This is a genomic window from Chamaesiphon sp., assembly GCF_041737865.1.
Lineage (GTDB): Bacteria > Cyanobacteriota > Cyanobacteriia > Cyanobacteriales > Chamaesiphonaceae > Chamaesiphon.
On the sequence record NZ_JBGSQZ010000083.1, the window covers coordinates 16,641 to 37,552 of the forward strand.

Below are 20,912 nucleotides of genomic sequence, written 5' to 3' on the forward strand. Positions count from 1 at the left end.
ATTTATTACTTATTCACCATCCACCATCCACCATTCACTATTCACCATTCACTATTCCTCTAGTACTTTGTTGGTGAATAATGCGATCGATCGTTCCGAGTGGGATTGAGGAAATTAACTTGCGCGTGTATTCAGTTTGTGGAGATCGATAGATCTCACGAGCCGAATCGATTTCTTCGATCTTACCTTGATTCATCACCATAATTCGATCGCTCATAAACTTAACCACACTCAAGTCATGGGAGATAAAAATATACGTGAGGTTAAATTCACTCTGTAATTCTTTGAGGAGATTTAGTACCTGCGCCTGAACGGAGACATCCAAAGCAGATATAGATTCATCACAAATGATAAACTTAGGATTGAGTGCGAGGGCGCGGGCGATACATACTCGTTGACGTTGACCGCCAGAGAGTTGATGGGGGTATGATGTCAGATAGTCTGGGTTCAAGCCAACTCTCTGTAATAAATATTCAGCACGCTCTTGACGCTGCGCTCTACTTTTAACTGTTTGATGAATTACTAGCGGCTCGATAATGAGATCGCAAATATTCATTCGAGGATTGAGGGCACTAAACGGGTTTTGGAAGATAATTTGTAACTCTCTTCGCAAAATTTGCATCGCTTCGCCACGGAGTTTGGTAATATTTTTACCATAGAACTCGATCGAGCCTTGTTGAGGTTCGATTAGTCTAAGAATCGTGCGGGCGAGAGTACTTTTTCCACACCCAGATTCACCAACTAAGCCCAGTGTTTCACCTGGATAGACTGCAAAGGAAATATCATTGACCGCCCAAGTATATTGTTGTCGATCTTTGCCAAATACTCCCTGTGCGGGAAAGCCAACTTTTAAGTTACTGACTGATAAGATTGGCTCCTGTTGACGATCGATATTTACTGGTTCAACTACATAACTATCGACTGGTATATCTTGGTTAACTACAGCTAATGGTTGCGGTTTTTCAATAATTTGAGTTCTACCATCAGCTAAAATTTGCTCCTCCATAAAGTCCTTAATTGTCGGCAGAATTTTCGACTCTCGATCGAGACGCGGACGGCAAGCAAGTAAACTTTTAGTATATGGGTGTGATGGATTTTGAAATAATTCTAAAATGGGTTTGCACTCGACTATTTTGCCTTTATACATCACAGCAACCACATCAGCAATCTCAGCAATAATTCCCAGATCGTGGGTGATAAAAATCATTGACATTCCTCGTCGATCGCGTAACTCTTGAAGTAGTTCTAAAATTGTTGCTTGAACGGTAACATCTAGAGCCGTTGTGGGTTCATCCGCAATTAATAGAGTAGGATTGCAAGAAATCGCGATCGCAATCATCACACGCTGCAATTGTCCACCTGAAAGTTGATGAGGATAACGTTCTAACCAGGATAGTTTTTGGAGATTAATCGCATTATTAATCTCGCGATCTGTCGGTATGAGGCGATCTTTTTCTTTCGCCGCGCTCGATTCAATATTTGCTAAATATTGCTCTCTCAATCGATCGTCACTAGGTACTAACTTAACTTCCTGTAAGATGTATACTGCTTGCCGCCTTGCCTCAGCAGTAGACAACGATTGATGTTGGGAAATAGCTTCGATTAGCTGATAACCGATGGTAAATACTGGATTGAGCGAACTCATTGGCTCTTGAAAAATCATCGCCATTTGTTCGCCGCGATAACTCGAAAGTTGCGATGGTAATAATGTCAGTAAATCTTGAGGCTGATTTTGAGCTGCTGTCGAACTATTTGATTGAAACCATACCTCACCCTGAGTAACTCTACCCGAATTGGGAAGTAAACCCATTACCGCTAGCGAAGTAATCGACTTACCCGAACCCGATTCACCAACAATCCCCAGTGTTTGCCCTGGCTGGAGTGTAAATGAAATACCATCGATCGCTGGTTGCTTGACACTGAGGAATTGTACCTGTAAATTACGAACATCAAGGACAGGATGGCGATTGGTCATAGGTATTGGTAGTGAGATGAGGGAAAGTGTAGGGTGTGTTAGGCGTTAGCCGTAACGCACCAGGGTTGAATAGCAGCAGATCGATCTAGTTTATCAAAAATGCTTCAATTTAGTGTAAGTTAAGCTACTCAAATAAAGAGCGGAAATTCCACATTTAGGCACATATTAACGTCTAAATCAGTCAACAATAGCTAGAAGCTAAGTTTTCAACAGCCGAAAAATTCATGATTGAAATCCTAGCTGTGCTATCGGTATCTGCTGCGGCGGGAATGCGAATCGCCCTCCCGTTATTGGTGATGGGGCTGATTCAAGGTGACTTGTGGCAACAGGTACCGCTGTTAAATCAGATTCAACCGCAAGTTGTAGTTGCTGTACTCACAGCTTGGACACTTCTCGAACTATTTGTCTCCAAACAGCTTTGGGGACAGCGAATTTTACAATTTGCCCAACTAGTATTTAGCCCCATCGTGGGTGCGGTGATGGCGATGGCGGTAGCACGGATCTTACACCTTCAGCCAACTCAACTGGTATGGATTTTGGGTGTAGTCGGCGGCTTGCTTGCACTTGTGTTGCAACTGGTGAAAGTAGGTTGGTTTTATCGGCTCCAAGGATTGCCAACTTGGGCAGTATTGCTCGAAGATATCTTGTGCGTTCTATTGGTGCTATTCGCCTTCAAAGCCCCCAATTCTGGCGGTTTAATCGCGATGCTGCTGTTATGGTTGGCGATTCGCAGTTCTCAAAGCTGGTACCAGTGGTACAAAGGCGGACAAGTTCGCAACTGAATAAGTAGATGCAATTACGAGTTTACGCCATCACAAGCTAGTGCAAATGTTCGCATTGAAAGGGCTGATATTAGTCAGTAAAGAGGTATTAGTATGGTTTGGCAGGATGTTCGCGTTGAGATGACTCCCGAAGACTTGGTTGGTAGTTACATGCAAGGAATTCGTGACTTTCGAGGAATCAAGCTGATTCATTCCGAGTTCGAGCATCCATATCTTCCTATTAATCTTCGAGAATTGTGCTTGAGCGGGGCTAATTTGAGTGGAGCGGACTTGACCAACGTTGACTTGACTGGAGCCGATCTCACTGGAGCTAATTTGTTCGGAGCAGTCTTGACAAGTGCTCATTTGATTCGCGCCATTTTCAGGGATGTCAATTTTTATGGAGCCAGTCTGCACTGGTGTGGTTTGAATGAAGCCGATTTGCTCGGTAGCAATCTCAGCCATATTAATGCTACTTCTGCTTGGTTCAATGGAGCTACGAATATTCCCGCGATGGAACGTGCTATTTTTGCTAGTACCGACTTCACTGATGCCCAAATTACCAAGCAGTTGATTTGTCGTGGGGGAAATTTGATCTGGAGAACTATTATGCCCGATGGTGAGGTTGTAGTTGGCCCCCAATATGGAGATGGGCATGGTAGATAGTTCATTATCACTTGCTGCCAAGCTCTAAACAATGAACTTGTCGATCGCCATAGACAAATCTTGAGTAGTGTCGATCGACGTGACATATCCTAGTTCCGCTGGCGTAAAATCTTCCCAAGTAGCCTGTTGACTGGCGAGTAAATCTACTGTGGCATCCGCAATATCCCCCGTACGATGTGCCAATCGATCGCGTAATACATCCGCAGGTGCCGTACAGTGAATCATCTGCACCGGAATCCCCCGATCTGCGGCTAAATCGACCACAGCAGCACGTAGAGACTGTCGATCGTACTTCGCATCCAAAATCACTGTAAAACCCTGTGCGGCTAATTTTGCCCCCAATGCCAACACCTGCTGATAAGTTTTTGCCGTCATTTCGGGCGTATATAGACTATCGTCACCCTTGCTCAATAGTGGAATCCCACCTAAATGTTTCCGCACCGCATCAGAGCGGAGATGTACACCACCCACCGACTGAGCAATCTGTTTACCCAGGGTGCTTTTCCCAGAGCCAGATAGTCCCGACAACATAATGATTCGTCCCTGATGAGGGCGAGTATACTCCCAAGCCTGACGATAATAATCTCCCGCTGTCTGGGCTGCATCCGATCGATCCTCACTAGCGACACTAGGATCGTCAAGCAAAAAGGATGTAACTTTGGCGCGTACATACGCTTGACGACTCAGGTACATGGGTAATACTTGCAATCCTGCCCAATCTCCAGTCTGCTCGGCATAGGTATTTAAAAACCGATTGGCGAGATCTTTGCGTCCTCTGGCTTCTAAATCCATCACTGCAAAAGCAACATCGTACATCGTATCGACAAAGCGAAATGGTTCGTTAAATTCGATGCAATCAAATAGGAGAATTTGATGATGCCAGCGACAAATATTGCGGAGATGCAAATCGCCATGACACTCCCGAATAAATCTACCTGTAATCCGCTCGAAAAATAACTGCTGATGTTCGACGAGAAATCGATCGGTATATGCTTTAGTTTCAATATATTGTAGTTGAGTTTGGGCGCGGTCAATATATTTCTCAGTCTGTCGGTAGTTATCATCGATCGATTGTCGAATCTGTTCTACTCGCCCGAAACTACTAATATATTCAGATGTTTGAGCATTAGCATGAAAATCCGCTACGACTCGCCCCATCTCTTCAACATCTTTAGTGGTAATCGTCCCCGACTCAAACATATTGCTGAGTAAGTTTTGCTGCGGAAACTGCACCATCTTGACAGCATAGTCAACTATTTTCCCATCGCTACCCAGATAATATTTATCACCTTGTTTCGCGATCGCTAATACTGCTAAATATAACTCTTTAGCACCGCGTTGATTGAGGCAGATTTCTTCTTGACAAAAGTGCTGGCGTTTAGCGACTGTTGAGTAGTCCAAGAATCCGAAATTAACTGGTTTCTTCAGCTTGTAAACGAAGTCCCCCGTCAGTAAAACATAGGAGGCATGAGTTTGCATTAATTCAATTGGCATAGTCACCGGATGGGGATAAAATTCCGGTGCTAACATTTGCCCAATTAATTCTGGCAGAGTTGATTCATTTGACACGATCTATAATTTACTCCATATCGATACCCAACTCTTTGAGCTTGGCAGCCAATAGATCTGCCCTTTCTAGCTCTCGATTCGCAAGTTGACTGGCTTCATCAGCCTGCTGTTGCGCTTGAATTAACTGCTCTCGATCTGTACCGATCCAACTTCCAGATCGATCGTACCACCGCAACCACTGACCGTCTATACCAAAATACGCTCCTACCCAAATACCTAAACCCAGTGCCAACTCCTCGAACCAAAATCCCTGTCCACTTACCCCTAGCTCCACATACCGAGCACCCTGGAGGCAAAACATCCGAAACTGGTGAGAGTACCTGTCGTAAATCGCATAATAAGGTACCCGCAAAATCTGCTCGTAAACCTGCCATTTAGTCGGCGGCTTCCCGACAACGCGCAACGTCTGCCCCAAGTCCTCTGCCTCTGTACCTGGCGATAACAACTCCACCATCAAAAATGGTGCTACACCCTCTTGCCACATCACATAGCTCAATCTGAGGTCTGCCTGGGACTGACTCGCAGGTGCCCCAAGTACCAAAAACCAATCCGGTCGTTTGTACCAGCTTGTCTGCCTGACATCATAATAAAGATTTAAGTCAGCCCCGATAAAAAAATCCACCTCAGCAGGCTGACAAGTTTCCCGCAATAATTTAGGCTGAAAATCATGAAATTCGTCAGGCAAACCCATCTCCTCTGGATCTTCGCTGGGTAAATCGTACATCGTCGGCAGTGTGTCGATACCAGGTACGGCAGGATAGTTATACATATTTTCTACACCTCATGCTGTCCTTATTTTAGTCCAAGTTACTACCTACACTCGCAGTGGTTTTAACCACTCCTGATGTTGCAAAGTCCGCCTACTCGGACTAGAAATTCAGTCCGAGTGTCAACTGTCAGCTATCAACTATCAACTATCAACTATCAACTGTTTACTTCCTTCAACAAAGATTGCAGATCTACCGTCGCCATCCGCGCACCTGGAATCGTCACCAACTGAGCCGAAGCTAGCGAACCCAAACGTCCAGCCGTCGCCCAATTCATCCCATTAGTAATCCCATATAGTACCCCACCAGCATACAGATCGCCAGCACCGACAGTATCAATCGCTTTAACTGGAAAAGGTGCGATTTCAATTAATGTTTTACCATCAAAGATTAGCGAACCTTTGGCACCGAGGGTGAGGGCAAAACTCTTAGAAATGGTTTTTAAATACTCAACAGCTTCAGCTAAATCTTGAGTACCAGCCATCTCAAATGCCTCGCTGTCATTGGCAAATAATAGATCGACTCCAGATCCAATCATCTCTAGCAGCCCTTGTTTAAAGAACTTTGCCATGTTTTGGTCTGAAAGTGTCAGCGCAACTTTTTGACCTGCGTTAGTAGCAATTTCTCTAGCTTTAATTGCAGCTTGTTTGCTACTTTCCCCTGTAACTAAATAGCCTTCAATATAAGTATACGCGGACTCAGCGATCGCGTCGGGAACTAATTCAACTTCTGACAAACCAGAGGAAATACCCAAGAAAGTATTCATCGTCCGATCTGCATCTGGAGTGACGAAGACGAGACATTTACCTGTAATTCCTGGCTCAGGAGGGTGGAGTTTGAGATTGGTATCGACACCGCACTGTACTAAGTCGTTGAGATAATATTGTCCTGGTTCATCCTTGGCAACTTTACAAGAGTAAAATGCTTTGCCACCAAATTGACTGACAGCAACGATCGTATTTGCACCAGAACCACCACAACTTCGCTTAGTTACGGAATTGCCGAGACGATCTAAAATTTTGTTCTGACTGGCTTCATCCAATAGTGTCATCACACCTTTGTCGATGCCTAGTTCTACCAGTACTTCTGGCTCGATTTCGCATTCTACATCGAGGAGGGCGTTACCTAGTCCGTATACGTCGTAGCGTGTCATAAAATTATCCATAGAAGGTTAGCGAATCATGGGTTAGTATCCCATCGATAGTACCTTATCTCAGGAGCGTGTCTGTGCCAAAACCGAACCACCGTAGACGGATATTACACCGCCAGAATAATGAGAGCTAACTTAGTACTTCGTTACAATAAGCATAATAGATAAAATAATTGCTCCTAGATTCAGATTTAGAGGTCGCTGTGATGAATGGTAGTATCCGAGTTGGTTCTTTATTTGGTATCCCGTTTTATATCAATCCCACATGGTTTTTAGTGTTGGGCTTGGTGACATGGAGCTATGGCGAAGGCTTGGCAGCGCAGTTTCCATATTTGCCAAGTGCTAGCCCATTCCTATTGGGGCTAGTTACTGCCCTACTATTATTTAGTTCCGTACTCGCACACGAGCTGGGACATAGCTTTGTCGCGATTAAACAAGGCATTAAGGTAGATTCGATTACCTTGTTCATCTTTGGCGGACTTGCTAGCCTAGAAAAAGAATCTGAAACCCCAGCAGCCGCATTTTGGGTCGCGATCGCTGGCCCTGCGGTTAGCTTAGTATTATTTGGTATTCTCACCACACTTGGCTTTGCAGCGCATCTTACTGGCCCAGTAGCGGCAATTACCGCAGTCTTAGCCGCCATAAATTTATCGCTAGGTTTATTCAACCTGATTCCTGGCTTACCCCTCGATGGTGGTAATATCCTCAAAGCGATCGTCTGGAAAGTTACAGGCAATCAATACAAAGGAGTCAAAATTGCCAGCATCGTCGGTCAAGGTTTTGGCTGGGTAGCGATCGCATCTGGACTATTACCGATAGTATTGAATGGTAGTTTTGATAACGTCTGGAACCTGCTCATCGGTTCGTTTTTACTTCAAAATGCTGGTAAATCTGCTCAGTATGCCAGAGTCCAAGAACGTTTGACAGGATTGACTGTAGCCGATGTGGTTACTCCCAATAGTCCGATGATTCATGGGGATATCACCCTCCGCGAATTTGTAGACCAACGCACCCTCACTGGTAGTAACTGGCAAAAGTTTCTCGTCACCAATGAGTCAGGGCACTTAGTTGGCGAACTAGCACTAGATGCACTCAAAGATGTCCGATCCGATCGATGGGCGCATACAGCAGTCAGCGAAATCATGCAATCGATCGAGCCATCCACAATTATCATCAGCGATCGACCATTATTGCAAGCGATCGAGCAATTAGAATCCAAAAAAGTTACGACTTTGAGCGTTACTAATCATGATGGTGTCTTGCTCGGACTGTTAGAAAAAGCCTCAGTGATTAATCTCATTCACCGTCAACCACAGGCTAATCCTGCATAGTATTAGAGCTTGACAAATAGCAAAAACTATAGGGCACCCCGACAAATTAATCTGTCGGGGTGCCCTTTTTAGTACCTTCGGTCTATGGCTATCGCAGAGCGAGTGCTTTGCTCGATAATCCAGGTGCGTTACGGCTAATGCCTAACACACCCTACACCAACCTACTCCCGCACCACTCAAGAAATAGACATCATGATTCACCATCCACCATCCACCATTCACCATCCACCCCCTACACTAGATGTCTAATTTGACACGGGGAATCGATCCAGATGTTTCACTAGTTTGGCTGTCATGGTAGTGTAAATGAATTGCGATCGTCTGCAAGTAATATTTAGCTATCTCTACGATGTTATGCACCCAAAATTTGTCCCCGTAATTCTTGCTGGCGGTAAAGGCGAGCGGTTTTGGCCCCTCAGCCGCAAACATCGCCCCAAACAGTTTCTCTGTCTCGATGGTAGTGGTGAAAGTCTGATCCAAGCTACTGCGAATCGCTTGCTGCCGATCGTCGGCGGTTGGGAGGATATTTGGGTAATTACCTCAAAATTGCTGGAGACAGGCGTTCAAGAGCAATTACCCAGCCTTCCAGCAGCTAATTTACTAGCCGAACCAGAGGGGAGAGATACGGCTGCGGCGGTGGCGTGGGCGAGTTTGGAAGTAGCCAAACGGTATGGAGATGATGTAATCATCGGCTTTTTCCCCGCAGATGCTTGGATTGGCGATGTTGAGGCTTTTGCTCGGACGATCGATGCGGCGGTAGAATTGGCACATACTCAAGGCGCGATCGTCACATTGGGAATTACGCCAACTTTTCCTTCGACTGGTTATGGCTATATTCAGCAGGGAGCAGTTAGTAGCGAGGAGCGCGGGTTAAAGACTTATCGAGTAGATCGATTTACCGAGAAGCCAGATCTAGCAACTGCTAAAGATTTTATTGCTAATGGTGATTATACCTGGAATAGTGGGATATTTATTTTTACGGCGAAGACAGCGATCGCTGAACTCCAGATTCATGCACCAGAACTGATGCAACTTCTGATCGAGCAGGGTGTGAGTATTTATCCCACCCTCCCCAAGATCAGTATCGATTACGCTTTGATGGAAAAAACCAAACTAACCCATGTAATTCCTGCCGATTTTGGTTGGGATGACTTAGGCGATTGGAATGCGATCGAACGGCTGCTCAAAGGCGATAGTATTAATGTCGAATTAGCCAATCATGTTTGTATCGATACCCAAGGATCGGTATTATACGCTAGCAATCCCGATGAGACGATCGTCACGATCGGTTTAGAAGATGTGGTAGTCGTCCGCGATGGCGATGTTACCCTAATTGTCGCCAAACATCGCACCCAGGAAATCAAAGAGGTATTAGGTAAAATCAAGGAGAATCGGGAACTCGATCGATTACTCTGATGGAAATAATTGAGAGAAACTAACTCAGATATAGTTGTACAATATAGCTGTACAACTATATTGATACCCATGGCAGATCGAGAGATTACATACTCCCATGCCCGATCGCACCTAGCCGAATTACTCGATCGAGTTAGCAACGGAAAAGAGATTATTACGATTACCAGTCGCAATCGGGGTGATGTCGCCCTCATTTCAGCAGACGAACTATCGAGTCTATTAGAGTCAGTGTATCTGCTCCGAAGCCCTGCTAATGCCAAACGGTTATTTAGTGCTTTAGAATGGGCAAAATCTACCCAATCCTCGCCGCAAACTTTGGCACAGTTACGGGAGGAATTAGCGATTGAGCCGCAAGTCTAAAAATACCAATAGTGGCGATGAGGAGTCAGTACAGCCAATAGTTATTGGATTTGCGCCTTTATTCAGTCCAGAGTTCAAGGTAGATCTGCGGTGGTGGTATCGATACGAACCAAAGAAAGCAGACCGAATTATGGATTTGCTTGCCGATATTTTGGATGGCGATCCTTTTACAGGTATCGGTAAACCAGAACCTCTAAAATATGTTGCGCCGAATACTTGGTCTAGACGCATCGATTTAGAGCATCGCCTAGTATATCAGATTGATGGCAACCGGATTATTTTTCTTCAGGCTCGTTACCATTATGAAGAGTAATTTAGGCAGTACCTTTAAATAATCCTTGGGGACGAAATAGCAGAGTTAATACCATCAGAATTAGGGCGATCGCGAGTTTATATTGAGAACCAACAATCGGGACGGAAACTTCTTGGGCGATGCCAATAATAAAGGCTCCAGCGATCGCCCCATAAGGATTTCCAATCCCGCCCAATGTCACAGCGGCGAACATGGGCATAATCAGAAACCAACCCATATCAGGGCGAACATTAGTCACTAATCCATACATTTGACCGCCCAATCCGGTCAAACTAGCCGAAATAATCCACGTCCAAAGTACGACTTGTTCGACATTAATTCCCGTCACACGGGCGAGATCGATATCGTCAGCTACCGCCCGCATTGCTTTACCAATTTTGGTATTTTGCAAGAGAAAATGTAGTCCCGCGATCGCGACTATTGCTAAACCGAGTACAACTAGATTATAGAACTTAATCTTGATGCCGAATAGATCGATCGCTTCACTGACAGGTAGATTATAACGTTTGGCATCGCTACCCCAGACTAATAGAATGCCGTTGCGGATAAATAAGGCTAATCCGATCGATATAATCACCAGCGTCGTCGATGTGGCGCGGACGATCCGCATTCGTTTCCACAAAATCGCTTCAGCTAGCAGTGCCATACCTACAGTCGCCACAATGCCTACCAGCATCGATACCCAGATATTATTCAACACTGGAATCGGACTCATATTCAGCATCCAAGCGATAAATGCCCCAAAAGTCATAAAGTCCCCGTGAGCAAAGTTTGACAGCCGCAAAATGCCATACGTCAGGGTCAAACCAACTGCGCCCAGGGCAATAATACTACCCAGGGCAATGCCATTTACAATTAATTGGAGATCCATATTCTGTCTAGTATCACTAAGAGGATCTTATCTTAACAGTTGACTGTCAACTGTCTAAGGTGCAGAACCATGACAGATGCGATCGTTCCACCAGATATTATTGGTACCCGATCGAGTACCATAGCTAGGCGTAATTCCATAACTACTTCCCTGAGCATTGCCTACTACTGACGCGATCGAACTATAGAGCTTAGTGAGATTGAAACAACGCGGATCGCAGTGTCCCGCCGGATCGAAGGTATCGAGCGTGAAGTGAGTAGTCATCTGCGGAAATTTGCCAGCAGCTAGAGCCGCACGGAGATATAGGGCGGTAGCCGAAGTATACTGATTTTCTGAGTAAGCAGGATTGGGAAATGTAGCGATATTTGGGTTGCTGGCACTACAGGTATTTTGATTACCGCGCTCGGAACGCGCACCGACTTGAATGATTTCAGCAGCTACAGTCGATTTGACGCGAGCGTTGCGGATATTAAAATAGTTACTCAAGGGCGCACAAGCACTGCGGAGAGCCTCCTCTTGGTTGGGAATAGCTACAGATCGATCGCCACCATTAAAGCGGGTACAAATCGATTCTACCGACCAGGTGGCGGTAGTGTAGATGCGTCCACTGGCGGCGGCTAATTTTCCCCTAGCTTCAGTTTGTTCTGTGGCGATTTCACTCGCACTCAAGCCGAGATTGGCGAGTGCGGTATCGAGAGCTTGACGACGAGCATTATCATTAGTCGATCGCCAAACCTGTCGTAATAGTCGCTCTCGTTCTGGCTTCACTAATATATCACTAGCTTTTTCAAACTCAGTTGTCGTCGGTCTGCGGGCTTCGTAAAAATTAGGACGTGCTAGCACTGCGGTATTTTCGCGCGGTAGAAAAGCGTTGACACCCAATCCTAGCGGCCCTCGCCCGATCTGGCGTTCGCGATCGAGTGTACTCGGAGACATCAATACTGAAGTGTCGTGTAAAATAAATCGAGTATCTGTCAGCGCATTAACAAGCCCATTAGTACTGACATTACGACTGCGGAGATAGGCGGAGATCTTGTCCCGCTCTGGTGGTGAAATGAACCGATTAGTATGATTTGTCGGAAATTGTGATGAATCAGGAATTGGAGTGGGATTGGTTGTCGGGTTGGTGGGAATAGAGGGTTTAATGTCGCCAGGGAGTGGATTTCTGGGCAAAGGTACGGGAATCGGTAATTGTGGTTCTGCTGGGGGTGTTGTCGGGGTAGTCAAGCCTGGGGGAGTAATTCTTTGAGCGATTTGAGTCGGAAATGCTACCGAACGTGAATTAATCGCGATAACGGCAATAATCGGCGTGAGAAATAATACTAAAAGTGGCAAGATACGCTTAAAGAATAAACTAAATCTAGGCATAGAGTCAGAGGCTAATTAACTATCTCAGTATGAACTAATCTCGCTCTATTTAGTTCCATTCTAAATTTAGATATGTCACAATTTTATTAGATGATATATTTTAAGCTGCCACTCTTGAGTTTTTAAAAATCTATGCTATCTATGATTGCGACTCCCACACCATTGCTACTAGATCGATATCAACAAGTTCGGCAAGTCAGCGAAAAAATTTGTCAACCGTTAGAGATCGAAGACTACACCATCCAAAGTATGTCCGATGTAAGTCCACCTAAATGGCATCTCGCACATACTACCTGGTTTTTTGAAACTTTTCTACTCCTACCATATTTACCAGGATATACCGTCTTTCATCCCCAATTTGGTTATCTATTCAACTCTTACTATGAAGCCGTTGGCGCACGTCATCCGCGTCATCAACGGGGACTGCTTTCTCGTCCGAAAGTAGCAGAAGTTTATCGGTATCGCACTCATGTCGATCGAGCCATGATGGAATTACTCTGCTTAGTCGAACATCCCGATTTAGCCGATCTCCTCATCTTAGGATTACACCACGAACAACAACATCAAGAACTATTACTTACCGATATCAAACATATATTAGCACTCAATCCTCTGCATCCTATCTATCGCGACGATCTACAATCTCCAGCTACTTTCACAGACAGCACTTTTCAATGGCTAAAATATTCAGGTGGCTTATATAGTATCGGTCATCAAGGTGATGAATTCGCCTTTGATAATGAATCTCCTCGCCATCAAACATATCTCCAAGACTACAAATTAGGTAATCGTTTAGTTACCAATGGTGAATACCTAGAATTCATCCAAACTGGCGGCTATCAAGAAGCTAAATATTGGCTAGCTGAAGGCTGGGCGACTGTACAAACCCATCAATGGCGATCGCCATTATATTGGGAACTAATCGATAATGACTGGTACGTGATGACATTAGGTGGATTGCAACGAGTCGATGAACGAAAGCCAGTTTGTCACGTTAGTTTCTATGAGGCTGATGCTTATGCGACTTGGAAAGGAAAGCGACTCCCCACCGAAGCTGAATGGGAAATTGCCACGATCGATCTGCCCCAAGTTGGTAATTTTCTAGATAGTGATTATTTAGATCCTACCCCTGCGAATAATCTTCATCATCAGTTTTTTGGAGATGTCTGGGAATGGACACAAAGTGCTTATTTACCCTATCCTGGTTTTCAAATTGCTGACGGTGCGATCGGGGAATACAATGGTAAATTTATGTGCAATCAAATGGTCTTACGAGGTGGTTCTTGTGTGACTTCAGCCAATCATATTCGTCCCACATATCGCAACTTCTTCCCACCCTCAACCCGCTGGCAATTTTCAGGAATTCGCTTGGCAAGTTATTAAAAATAATTTAATGTATACTTATCATATTCTCAATAGAGATAAAACTTAATTTATGTTATGTAAGCTTTGTCAGAATGAACCAACGCGTGAAGACAGCCATATTATTCCTTCCTTCGTTTTTAGATGGATAAAATCTATCTCTCCTACAGGATTCTTGAGGAAATCCAGTAATCCTAATAAGCGGGTTAGTGATGGGGATAAGTATAAACTATTAGGCTCAGAATGTGAAGATCTATTCTCAACTTGGGAAAAGCAATTTGCAGATAAAATTTTTCATCCAGTACATAAATTGGGACAAAATGATTTAGCATTTGATTACGATCAATGGCTATCAAAATTTTGCGTCTCCCTCTCCTGGAGGGTTCTAACTCACCTAACACGAGATGGCTATGAATATTTACCATATGGACATGGTTCTCTAGTTCAGCCCACGTTGAAAGTATGGCAAGATTATTTGTGTGGACGACGGGAAGATATCGCAAGTTATCGACAGCACCTTTTAATTCTTGATAAGCCTACATCGGCATCTGAAGAAATGGATCTTAAAGACTTAGCCATATATTTTACACGCTCAGTAGACTATGATACTATGCACTCAAATGAGGAATATTATGTTATTTCTAAAATTTGTAATATTTTGATAATAGGTTCTATTAAAGAGAAATCCTACAATTGGAAGGGAACTAGTGTTTCATTGTCAAATGGTCGTTATGAGCCACAAGAATTTGGTGTATCGCCATGCGTAATGAATTTTTTCGATACTGGGCTTAAAGCTTTTCAACAAGGACGCAATGATACTTCTGATGAACAGTTGAATAAAATAATGAAAGCTTTTAAGAGAAAACAAGGCTTTTAAAATGCGAAAAATGAGACTAATGATAATAGAGTAAATTTGAATTAATATTTAAGATATTGATGGTTTTGATTTGCGTCACGAAACTGTCTTACTCGATGCCAGACTCGATCGAGTAAGATTGGATCGTTGCTATCAAACCACTCAATTTCGGGAATAGCTTTGAACCAAGTACGTTGACGTTTGGCAAATTGACGAGTGAATAAGGTCGTCAACTCGATCGCGGCTGCTAAACTAATCTCACCCTGGATATACTGACGCATCTGAGCATATCCCAGTGTCTTGAGTAGTGGCAAATCCCATCCATATTTAGCACCCAAATATCTCACCTCATCCTCCCAACCCAATTCAATCATTTGCTGGGCGCGATGTTCGATGCGGAGGGCGAGGATATCTAAATTTTCACAATCCAAACCAATCTGAAGAATTGGATAGCTCGGCGGGTATTCGCCCTGCTGACTAGAAATAGTCCGCCCTGTGACATAATAAACTTCCAAAGCTCGAATCGTGCGTCTGGGATCGTTGGCATAAATTTTATGAGCGGCTTGAGGATCGACTCGTTGCAAAATCTGGTAGCATTGCACCTGACCGAGATTGGTTAATTGCGATCGCAAATCTTCATCTGCTGCAACTCTGGGCATTTTCATCCCCTTTACCAATGACTTAATATATAGTCCCGTACCGCCAACCATTAATGGTACCTGTCTCTGCTGTTGGAGTCGATCGATTAGTGCCTGTGCCTCTGCTTGATATTGGGCAACCGTTACAGTATGATGAGGATCTGATGTACTAACAAAGTGATGCGGCACCAGAGCCAGTTCCGCTTTAGATACCGTCGCCGTCGCAATATCAAAATCTCGATAGATCTGCCGAGAGTCTGCACTGAGTATTTCTGAATTGAGCCGTTGGGCGATGGAGATCGCCAGTCCTGATTTTCCCGTCGCCGTCGCACCACAAATAACAATTAACATCAATCCACACCCATTCTAGTCAATCTACGCTCCCCTACCCCTCCGCTCCTCTGCGTTACCTAGATCTTACTCCAGAAAATATTCTCAGAACTATCTAGATTCGTTCATAACCTATCTGTGTTATAATTTTGGAGTGATTTATCATCGGTACAGCCAATAGCGGCTTGTGACTCATTATTGGAGCATCATTTATGACCAGCGATTATGGTGACGACAACATCCGGGTACTGGAGGGACTAGAAGCCGTCCGCGTTCGACCGGGGATGTATATTGGCAACACTTCGGCGACTGGACTCCATCATTTAGTATATGAGGTTGCGGACAACTCGATCGACGAAGCATTAGCTGGTCATTGCAAAAACATTGATATTTCCATCAATGCTAATGGTTCGATTACCGTCATCGATGATGGACGGGGGATTCCGGCGGGGATCAATCCGCAGACGGGTAAATCAACTATTGAGACAGTCTTAACAGTTCTCCATGCTGGGGGTAAATTTGGGGATGGTGGTTATACCGTTTCTGGTGGTTTGCATGGAGTCGGGATTTCGGTCGTAAATGCGCTCTCAGCTCATGTCGAAGTCAAGGTATGGCGGAATCAGAAAATTCATACCCAACGCTTTGAGAAGGGGATTGCGGTATCGGGACTAGAAATCGTTCCTAGTCCCGAAGATCGGACTGGTACGACGGTGACGTTCTTACCAGACACCGAGATTTTCAAAGAAGGGATTGTCTTCGATTTTGATACTTTAGCCGTTAGGTTCAAACAGTTAGCTTATCTCAATGCGGGCTTGCGGATTAGTTTTAGTGATTATCGGCTAGAACTATTAGAAAGTGACCAACCCAAGGTTGAGAATTATTTTTATGAAGGCGGGATTAAAGAATATATTGCTTACCTAAATGTCGATAAGCAACCCCTTCACGAAGAAGTCATCTACATCCAAAGTGAGAAGAATAAAGTTCAGGTAGAAGTCGCGCTGCAATGGTGTGTTGATGCCTACACCGATAATATCTTAGGTTTTGCAAATAATATTCAAACCAAGGAAGGGGGGACGCATTTAGACGGGCTAAAAGTTGTTTTAACTCGAACGATGAATGCGATCGGTCGCAAACGGAATAAACTCAAAGAAGGAGATTCTAACCTCGGTGGTGAGAATATTCGAGAAGGTTTAACCGCGATTGTCTCTGTCAAGGTACCCAATCCTGAATTTGAGGGACAAACTAAGACTAAGCTCGGAAATAGTGAAGTTCGCGGTATTGTAGACTCGATCGTTTCGGAAGCTTTGACTGAGTACTTAGAGTTTCGCCCAAATATTGCCGATGCAATTTTAGAGAAAGCACTTCAAGCTTTTAATGCAGCAGAAGCAGCCAGAAGAGCGCGGGAATTAGTCCGGCGGAAGTCAGTACTAGAGTCATCTACTTTACCTGGTAAATTAGCAGATTGTAGCTCGAAAGATCCAAGCGAATCAGAGATTTTCATCGTTGAAGGCGATTCGGCGGGCGGGAGTGCCAAACAAGGACGGGATAGACGTTTCCAAGCAATCTTACCTCTACGTGGTAAAATCTTGAACATCGAAAAAACTGATGATTCAAAGATTTATAAAAATACTGAAATTCAGGCTCTAATTACTGCATTAGGTTTGGGTGTAAGGGGTGAAGAATTTAATGCCAAACAACTCCGTTATCACCGGATTTGTTTGATGACTGATGCTGACGTGGATGGTGCCCACATTCGGACGCTATTACTCACATTCTTTTATCGTTACCAACGGGCATTGATTGAGGAAGGCTATATCTATATCGCTTGTCCACCGCTGTACAAATTGGAACGCGGACGCAATCACTATTACTGCTATAGCGAACGTGAATTGCAACGGAAGATTGCTGAATTTCCATCCAATGCTAACTACACAATTCAACGGTTCAAAGGATTGGGAGAAATGATGCCCAAGCAATTGTGGGAAACTACAATGGATCGGGAAACTCGCACACTCAAACGAGTTGAGATTCAAGATGCAGCAGAAGCCGATCGGATTTTTACAATTCTAATGGGCGATCGCGTGGCACCTCGACGGGAGTTTATTGAAACTTATGGGCCTAAATTAAATCTGATGGATCTAGATATTTAGACAGCTAATAGCTAGGGTCTTAATAGATTTAAATTGTGATAAGTCGTAATCCGCTGCCGATCCCATCGGCACGGATCTTGCGACTTTTCTAATTTAAACCTCATCCCTAAAACCTAAAACCTAAAACCTGACACCATGATTCGCGACGCGACGATCGAAGATTTACCTGCAATTATTGAGATTTACAATACATCGATACCTGGACGCATGGCGACGGCTGATTTAGAGCCAGTGACGGTGACAAGTCGGATGGAGTGGTTTACAGCTCATACACCCGAACGTCGCCCATTATGGGTATTAGAGGTAGATGATGAAATTAAAGCATGGTTTAGCTTTCGATCGTTTTATGGGCGAGACGCTTATCGTCATACTGCGGAGGTGAGTGTGTATGTATCTCCAGATTGTCACCACAAAAAATTAGGGACTCAACTATTAGCTAAGGCAATTTCTAGCACTCCAACTTTAGACTTAAAAACACTAGTGGCATTTATCTTTGCTCACAATCAACCGAGCCTAAATCTATTTAAAAAATATGACTTTCAGCAATGGGGTTATTTACCTCAAATCGCCGAACTCAATGGGATCGACAGAGATTTAGTCATTTTGGGAAGACAAGTATAGGATGTCTTATCGATTCTGACTCATATAGCAATCCCATTTGAGTGCCTATTGGTAAAGTTAACTAGGATTGCTTGGCTCTATGCCCGCCATCTGGGGGTTAAGCTGATAATTTAGGATCGCGATAGCTTGTGCCAGGCGATAATTATCCTTAGTCATAGCATAGATTTAGGCTACCCAAACGCGGTAGAAGTTGGGGATTTGGATTGGTGCAAAATGTCAGCACGATGGATCGCCCACATTAGACTATAGTTAATCATACAAAAATACTCACTAATCCCTAAAGAATGACTGCTTTTAGCACTACACAGCCAATTATCCGCCGCAAACAACATGCTTTAGATGTCCAAGATCTTGAAGGACTCCTGCACATCCATATCCAAATCAAAGACTTAAAACTATTCTCTAGCTTTTATACCCGGATCGACCAAGTTTTTGTATTGTGGGGTAGTATTACGGCGGTCATCTTCTTGACAGCTCAGTTTTTGACCCTCAGTTGGGCAGATCAGGCAATGCTGTGGTCAGTGTTGACGCTGGTTGGCTCATGGGGTACTTGCCGTTTGGCTTGGTATTGGGTGACGGTAGAGCGATTGCGCTGGGTAGTGTATACCTGGGTCGGATTGATGATTGGCGGGGTACTATTGACCAACTGGGGCATCTTTGGTGGCGGATGGGTGGTATTGCCACATCTGTGTGAACTGTGGCTGGGGCTAAGTGGGATCGGATATCTGGTAACGGCTTGGGGACTACGCTCTCGCGCATTTATGTTCAGTGGTTTGCTACATTTTGGGGCGATCTCATTTCTATCCTACGTTCCCGAGTGGCAGTTTCTCCTGACTGGTATTGTTACTGCGGGTAGCCTATTCCTATTGGCAGAATTGCAATGGGATATGCACTCGATCGATGACGCTCAACTGTTGACAGTGGAGCAAAAGCAGTTCAACCATAAACAGCGCGAACTTCGAGATTTAGATCTATAGAAATATTGAATTACACATCTTCAATACTACCAGCAAAAATTGTTTTAAATTCTCATCCTTTTGGATGATTTTAGAATGGAACGACTCAGCTAGTATAGATATATGGAATCAGTAATTAATTCCTGTTGCTATTACAGTTATTTTCCTTATTTATATAAGATATCCAAAACACTGGATGAGGGTTATGTCGCAGTGACTCAGTACTGCCCACCGTAAGAGAGCGACGGTAGGAGGGTAGACAGTGCAGAAAATAATGAACGAAATGTCATTTTAAGTATAGATATCGATCCACTAAATATCCGGATATTGTAGAGTTTCTGTCGCTTCCTCTACTTAATTTCTACTAACGGGGAACTAAACTTCCCACCAGAGCGGTCGAAAGTAGAAAATATCTGGATCATTTTTAATTGAAGTAATTCACTTCAATTTTGGGCTTTGATCTTAATTCACAAACCCCAACCCAATATTTTAACTGTCAACTGTGAACTACTTAACTCTACGCGGCACTTCATGAGTCATCAGATCGTAAGCCATCCGCGTATTTGGAAAAATCGCTCGTGCTGCTTGTAATAGATCGTCAAGCACGATCGCATTGCCTGGAGCGTAGCGGGGACTAAAATGAGTTAAGATCAGTTCCTTAGCTCCAGCACCCAAAGCCACTTGAGCCGCCATTGTCGAAGTAGAATGCAGCCTGTCAAATGCCATCTCGGCGTCTTGGTGGGCAAAGGTAGATTCATGAATTAAGACATCAGCATCAGCCGCTAATTCAACCGAATTGTCACAATAGACGGTATCGGTACAATAAACAAATTTCCGCCCAATTTCGGGATCGCCACACAAATCTCGACCATTAATAATTCTACCGTCGGGTAAAGTTACCACCTCACCATTTTTTAACTTCCCATAGATTGGCCCTGAAGGAATATTTAATTCCTCTGCCTGCTCTAGATTAAATTTACCAGATCGATCGGTTTCGCTGACGCGATAGCCATATGCTGGTACCTTGTGCTTGAGCGGAATACAAGTAACTGTAAAGTCTGCCTCACGGTGAACTACCCCAGGCTCGATCGTATGTACCTTCAGCGGATAGTTTAAATGAGTATAGGAATACTTTTGACACGCCCGCAGATACTCATCCAATCCTTTAGGGCCATAAATATCAATTTGATCTGGACTACCCGCCATGCCATATGTAGCCAACAATCCCATTAAACCAAAAATATGATCGCCATGCAAATGAGTGACAAAAATTCGCCGAATCTGGCTGATTTTGACATCGCAACGGAGTAATTGATGCTGGGTGGCTTCACCGCAATCAAATAGCCATACTTCTGCTCGTTGGGGGAGATTGAGGGCAATGCTAGAAACATTTCGCGCCCTAGTGGGGACACCAGAAGATGTGCCAAGGAAGGTAATTTGCACGTTATTCGA

Annotated in this window: 19 protein-coding genes; 11 read left to right on the forward strand and 8 right to left on the reverse strand. The window is 44.2% G+C overall.

The window, feature by feature from the left end:
* Positions 1 to 37 precede the first annotated feature (37 nt).
* A complete protein-coding gene (locus tag ACEW9J_RS05750) occupies positions 38 to 1,975 on the reverse strand; it encodes an ABC transporter ATP-binding protein (RefSeq protein ID WP_373544181.1) in 1,938 nt (645 codons plus the stop codon).
* A gap of 224 nt (positions 1,976 to 2,199) precedes the next feature.
* Here ACEW9J_RS05750 and ACEW9J_RS05755 point away from each other — a divergent pair, with 224 nt between their 5' ends.
* Both ACEW9J_RS05755 and ACEW9J_RS05760 read left to right on the forward strand, forming a co-directional pair.
* Complete coding sequence (locus tag ACEW9J_RS05755; protein ID WP_373544182.1) at positions 2,200 to 2,757, forward strand: DUF4126 domain-containing protein; 558 nt, start codon at positions 2,200 to 2,202, stop codon at positions 2,755 to 2,757.
* Positions 2,758 to 2,850: 93 nt separating this feature from the next.
* A complete protein-coding gene (locus ACEW9J_RS05760) occupies positions 2,851 to 3,402 on the forward strand; it encodes a pentapeptide repeat-containing protein (RefSeq protein ID WP_373544183.1) in 552 nt (183 codons plus the stop codon).
* A gap of 24 nt (positions 3,403 to 3,426) precedes the next feature.
* Here ACEW9J_RS05760 and ACEW9J_RS05765 read toward each other — a convergent pair whose 3' ends face one another.
* The 3 genes from ACEW9J_RS05765 to ACEW9J_RS05775 all read right to left on the reverse strand — a co-directional run bounded on the left by ACEW9J_RS05765 (position 3,427) and on the right by ACEW9J_RS05775 (position 6,891).
* Positions 3,427 to 4,932 (reverse strand): AAA family ATPase, encoded by a 1,506-nt coding sequence (locus ACEW9J_RS05765; RefSeq protein ID WP_373544231.1) that lies wholly within the window; start codon positions 4,930 to 4,932, stop codon positions 3,427 to 3,429.
* Positions 4,933 to 4,981: 49 nt separating this feature from the next.
* A complete protein-coding gene (locus ACEW9J_RS05770; RefSeq protein ID WP_373544184.1) occupies positions 4,982 to 5,740 on the reverse strand; it encodes a Uma2 family endonuclease in 759 nt (252 codons plus the stop codon).
* Between the two features lie 155 nt (positions 5,741 to 5,895).
* Positions 5,896 to 6,891: an adenosine kinase gene (locus ACEW9J_RS05775; protein WP_373544185.1), complete on the reverse strand. Its 996-nt coding sequence runs from the start codon at positions 6,889 to 6,891 to the stop codon at positions 5,896 to 5,898.
* Between the two features lie 203 nt (positions 6,892 to 7,094).
* On the opposite strand from ACEW9J_RS05775, the gene ACEW9J_RS05780 reads away from it, so the two are divergent.
* The 4 genes from ACEW9J_RS05780 to ACEW9J_RS05795 all read left to right on the forward strand — a co-directional run bounded on the left by ACEW9J_RS05780 (position 7,095) and on the right by ACEW9J_RS05795 (position 10,308).
* Entirely contained in the window at positions 7,095 to 8,219 is a 1,125-nt protein-coding gene (locus tag ACEW9J_RS05780; protein ID WP_373544232.1) for a site-2 protease family protein, read from the forward strand.
* A gap of 354 nt (positions 8,220 to 8,573) precedes the next feature.
* Complete coding sequence (locus ACEW9J_RS05785) at positions 8,574 to 9,635, forward strand: mannose-1-phosphate guanylyltransferase (protein ID WP_373544186.1); 1,062 nt, start codon at positions 8,574 to 8,576, stop codon at positions 9,633 to 9,635.
* A 69-nt stretch (positions 9,636 to 9,704) separates the two neighbouring features.
* A complete protein-coding gene (locus ACEW9J_RS05790; RefSeq protein WP_373544187.1) occupies positions 9,705 to 9,995 on the forward strand; it encodes a type II toxin-antitoxin system Phd/YefM family antitoxin in 291 nt (96 codons plus the stop codon).
* Between the two features lie 37 nt (positions 9,996 to 10,032).
* Positions 10,033 to 10,308, forward strand: coding sequence for a Txe/YoeB family addiction module toxin (locus ACEW9J_RS05795; protein WP_373544233.1), 276 nt, complete (start codon positions 10,033 to 10,035; stop codon positions 10,306 to 10,308).
* A gap of 1 nt (position 10,309) precedes the next feature.
* Here ACEW9J_RS05795 and ACEW9J_RS05800 read toward each other — a convergent pair whose 3' ends face one another.
* Both ACEW9J_RS05800 and ACEW9J_RS05805 read right to left on the reverse strand, forming a co-directional pair.
* Positions 10,310 to 11,179 carry a branched-chain amino acid ABC transporter permease gene (locus ACEW9J_RS05800; protein WP_373544188.1) on the reverse strand — a complete coding sequence of 290 codons (870 nt, stop codon included), beginning with the start codon at positions 11,177 to 11,179 and terminating at the stop codon, positions 10,310 to 10,312.
* Between the two features lie 54 nt (positions 11,180 to 11,233).
* Positions 11,234 to 12,547, reverse strand: coding sequence for a hypothetical protein (locus tag ACEW9J_RS05805; RefSeq protein ID WP_373544189.1), 1,314 nt, complete (start codon positions 12,545 to 12,547; stop codon positions 11,234 to 11,236).
* Positions 12,548 to 12,679: 132 nt separating this feature from the next.
* On the opposite strand from ACEW9J_RS05805, the gene egtB reads away from it, so the two are divergent.
* The gene (egtB, locus tag ACEW9J_RS05810) at positions 12,680 to 13,930 is read left to right on the forward strand and encodes an ergothioneine biosynthesis protein EgtB (RefSeq protein ID WP_373544190.1); all 1,251 of its coding nucleotides are present in this window, start codon (positions 12,680 to 12,682) and stop codon (positions 13,928 to 13,930) included.
* A 52-nt stretch (positions 13,931 to 13,982) separates the two neighbouring features.
* Positions 13,983 to 14,786, forward strand: coding sequence for a hypothetical protein (locus ACEW9J_RS05815; protein WP_373544191.1), 804 nt, complete (start codon positions 13,983 to 13,985; stop codon positions 14,784 to 14,786).
* Positions 14,787 to 14,827: 41 nt separating this feature from the next.
* Here ACEW9J_RS05815 and miaA read toward each other — a convergent pair whose 3' ends face one another.
* The gene (gene miaA / locus ACEW9J_RS05820; protein ID WP_373544192.1) at positions 14,828 to 15,754 is read right to left on the reverse strand and encodes a tRNA (adenosine(37)-N6)-dimethylallyltransferase MiaA; all 927 of its coding nucleotides are present in this window, start codon (positions 15,752 to 15,754) and stop codon (positions 14,828 to 14,830) included.
* Positions 15,755 to 15,945: 191 nt separating this feature from the next.
* Here miaA and gyrB point away from each other — a divergent pair, with 191 nt between their 5' ends.
* From gyrB to ACEW9J_RS05835, 3 genes are all read left to right on the forward strand, one after another.
* Complete coding sequence (gene gyrB, locus ACEW9J_RS05825) at positions 15,946 to 17,883, forward strand: DNA topoisomerase (ATP-hydrolyzing) subunit B (RefSeq protein WP_373544193.1); 1,938 nt, start codon at positions 15,946 to 15,948, stop codon at positions 17,881 to 17,883.
* 135 nt (positions 17,884 to 18,018) lie between these two features.
* Positions 18,019 to 18,504 (forward strand): N-acetyltransferase family protein, encoded by a 486-nt coding sequence (locus ACEW9J_RS05830; protein WP_373544194.1) that lies wholly within the window; start codon positions 18,019 to 18,021, stop codon positions 18,502 to 18,504.
* A gap of 284 nt (positions 18,505 to 18,788) precedes the next feature.
* Positions 18,789 to 19,481 (forward strand): hypothetical protein, encoded by a 693-nt coding sequence (locus tag ACEW9J_RS05835; RefSeq protein WP_373544195.1) that lies wholly within the window; start codon positions 18,789 to 18,791, stop codon positions 19,479 to 19,481.
* A 486-nt stretch (positions 19,482 to 19,967) separates the two neighbouring features.
* Here ACEW9J_RS05835 and ACEW9J_RS05840 read toward each other — a convergent pair whose 3' ends face one another.
* A complete protein-coding gene (locus ACEW9J_RS05840) occupies positions 19,968 to 20,903 on the reverse strand; it encodes a ribonuclease Z (protein ID WP_373544196.1) in 936 nt (311 codons plus the stop codon).
* Positions 20,904 to 20,912 lie beyond the last annotated feature (9 nt).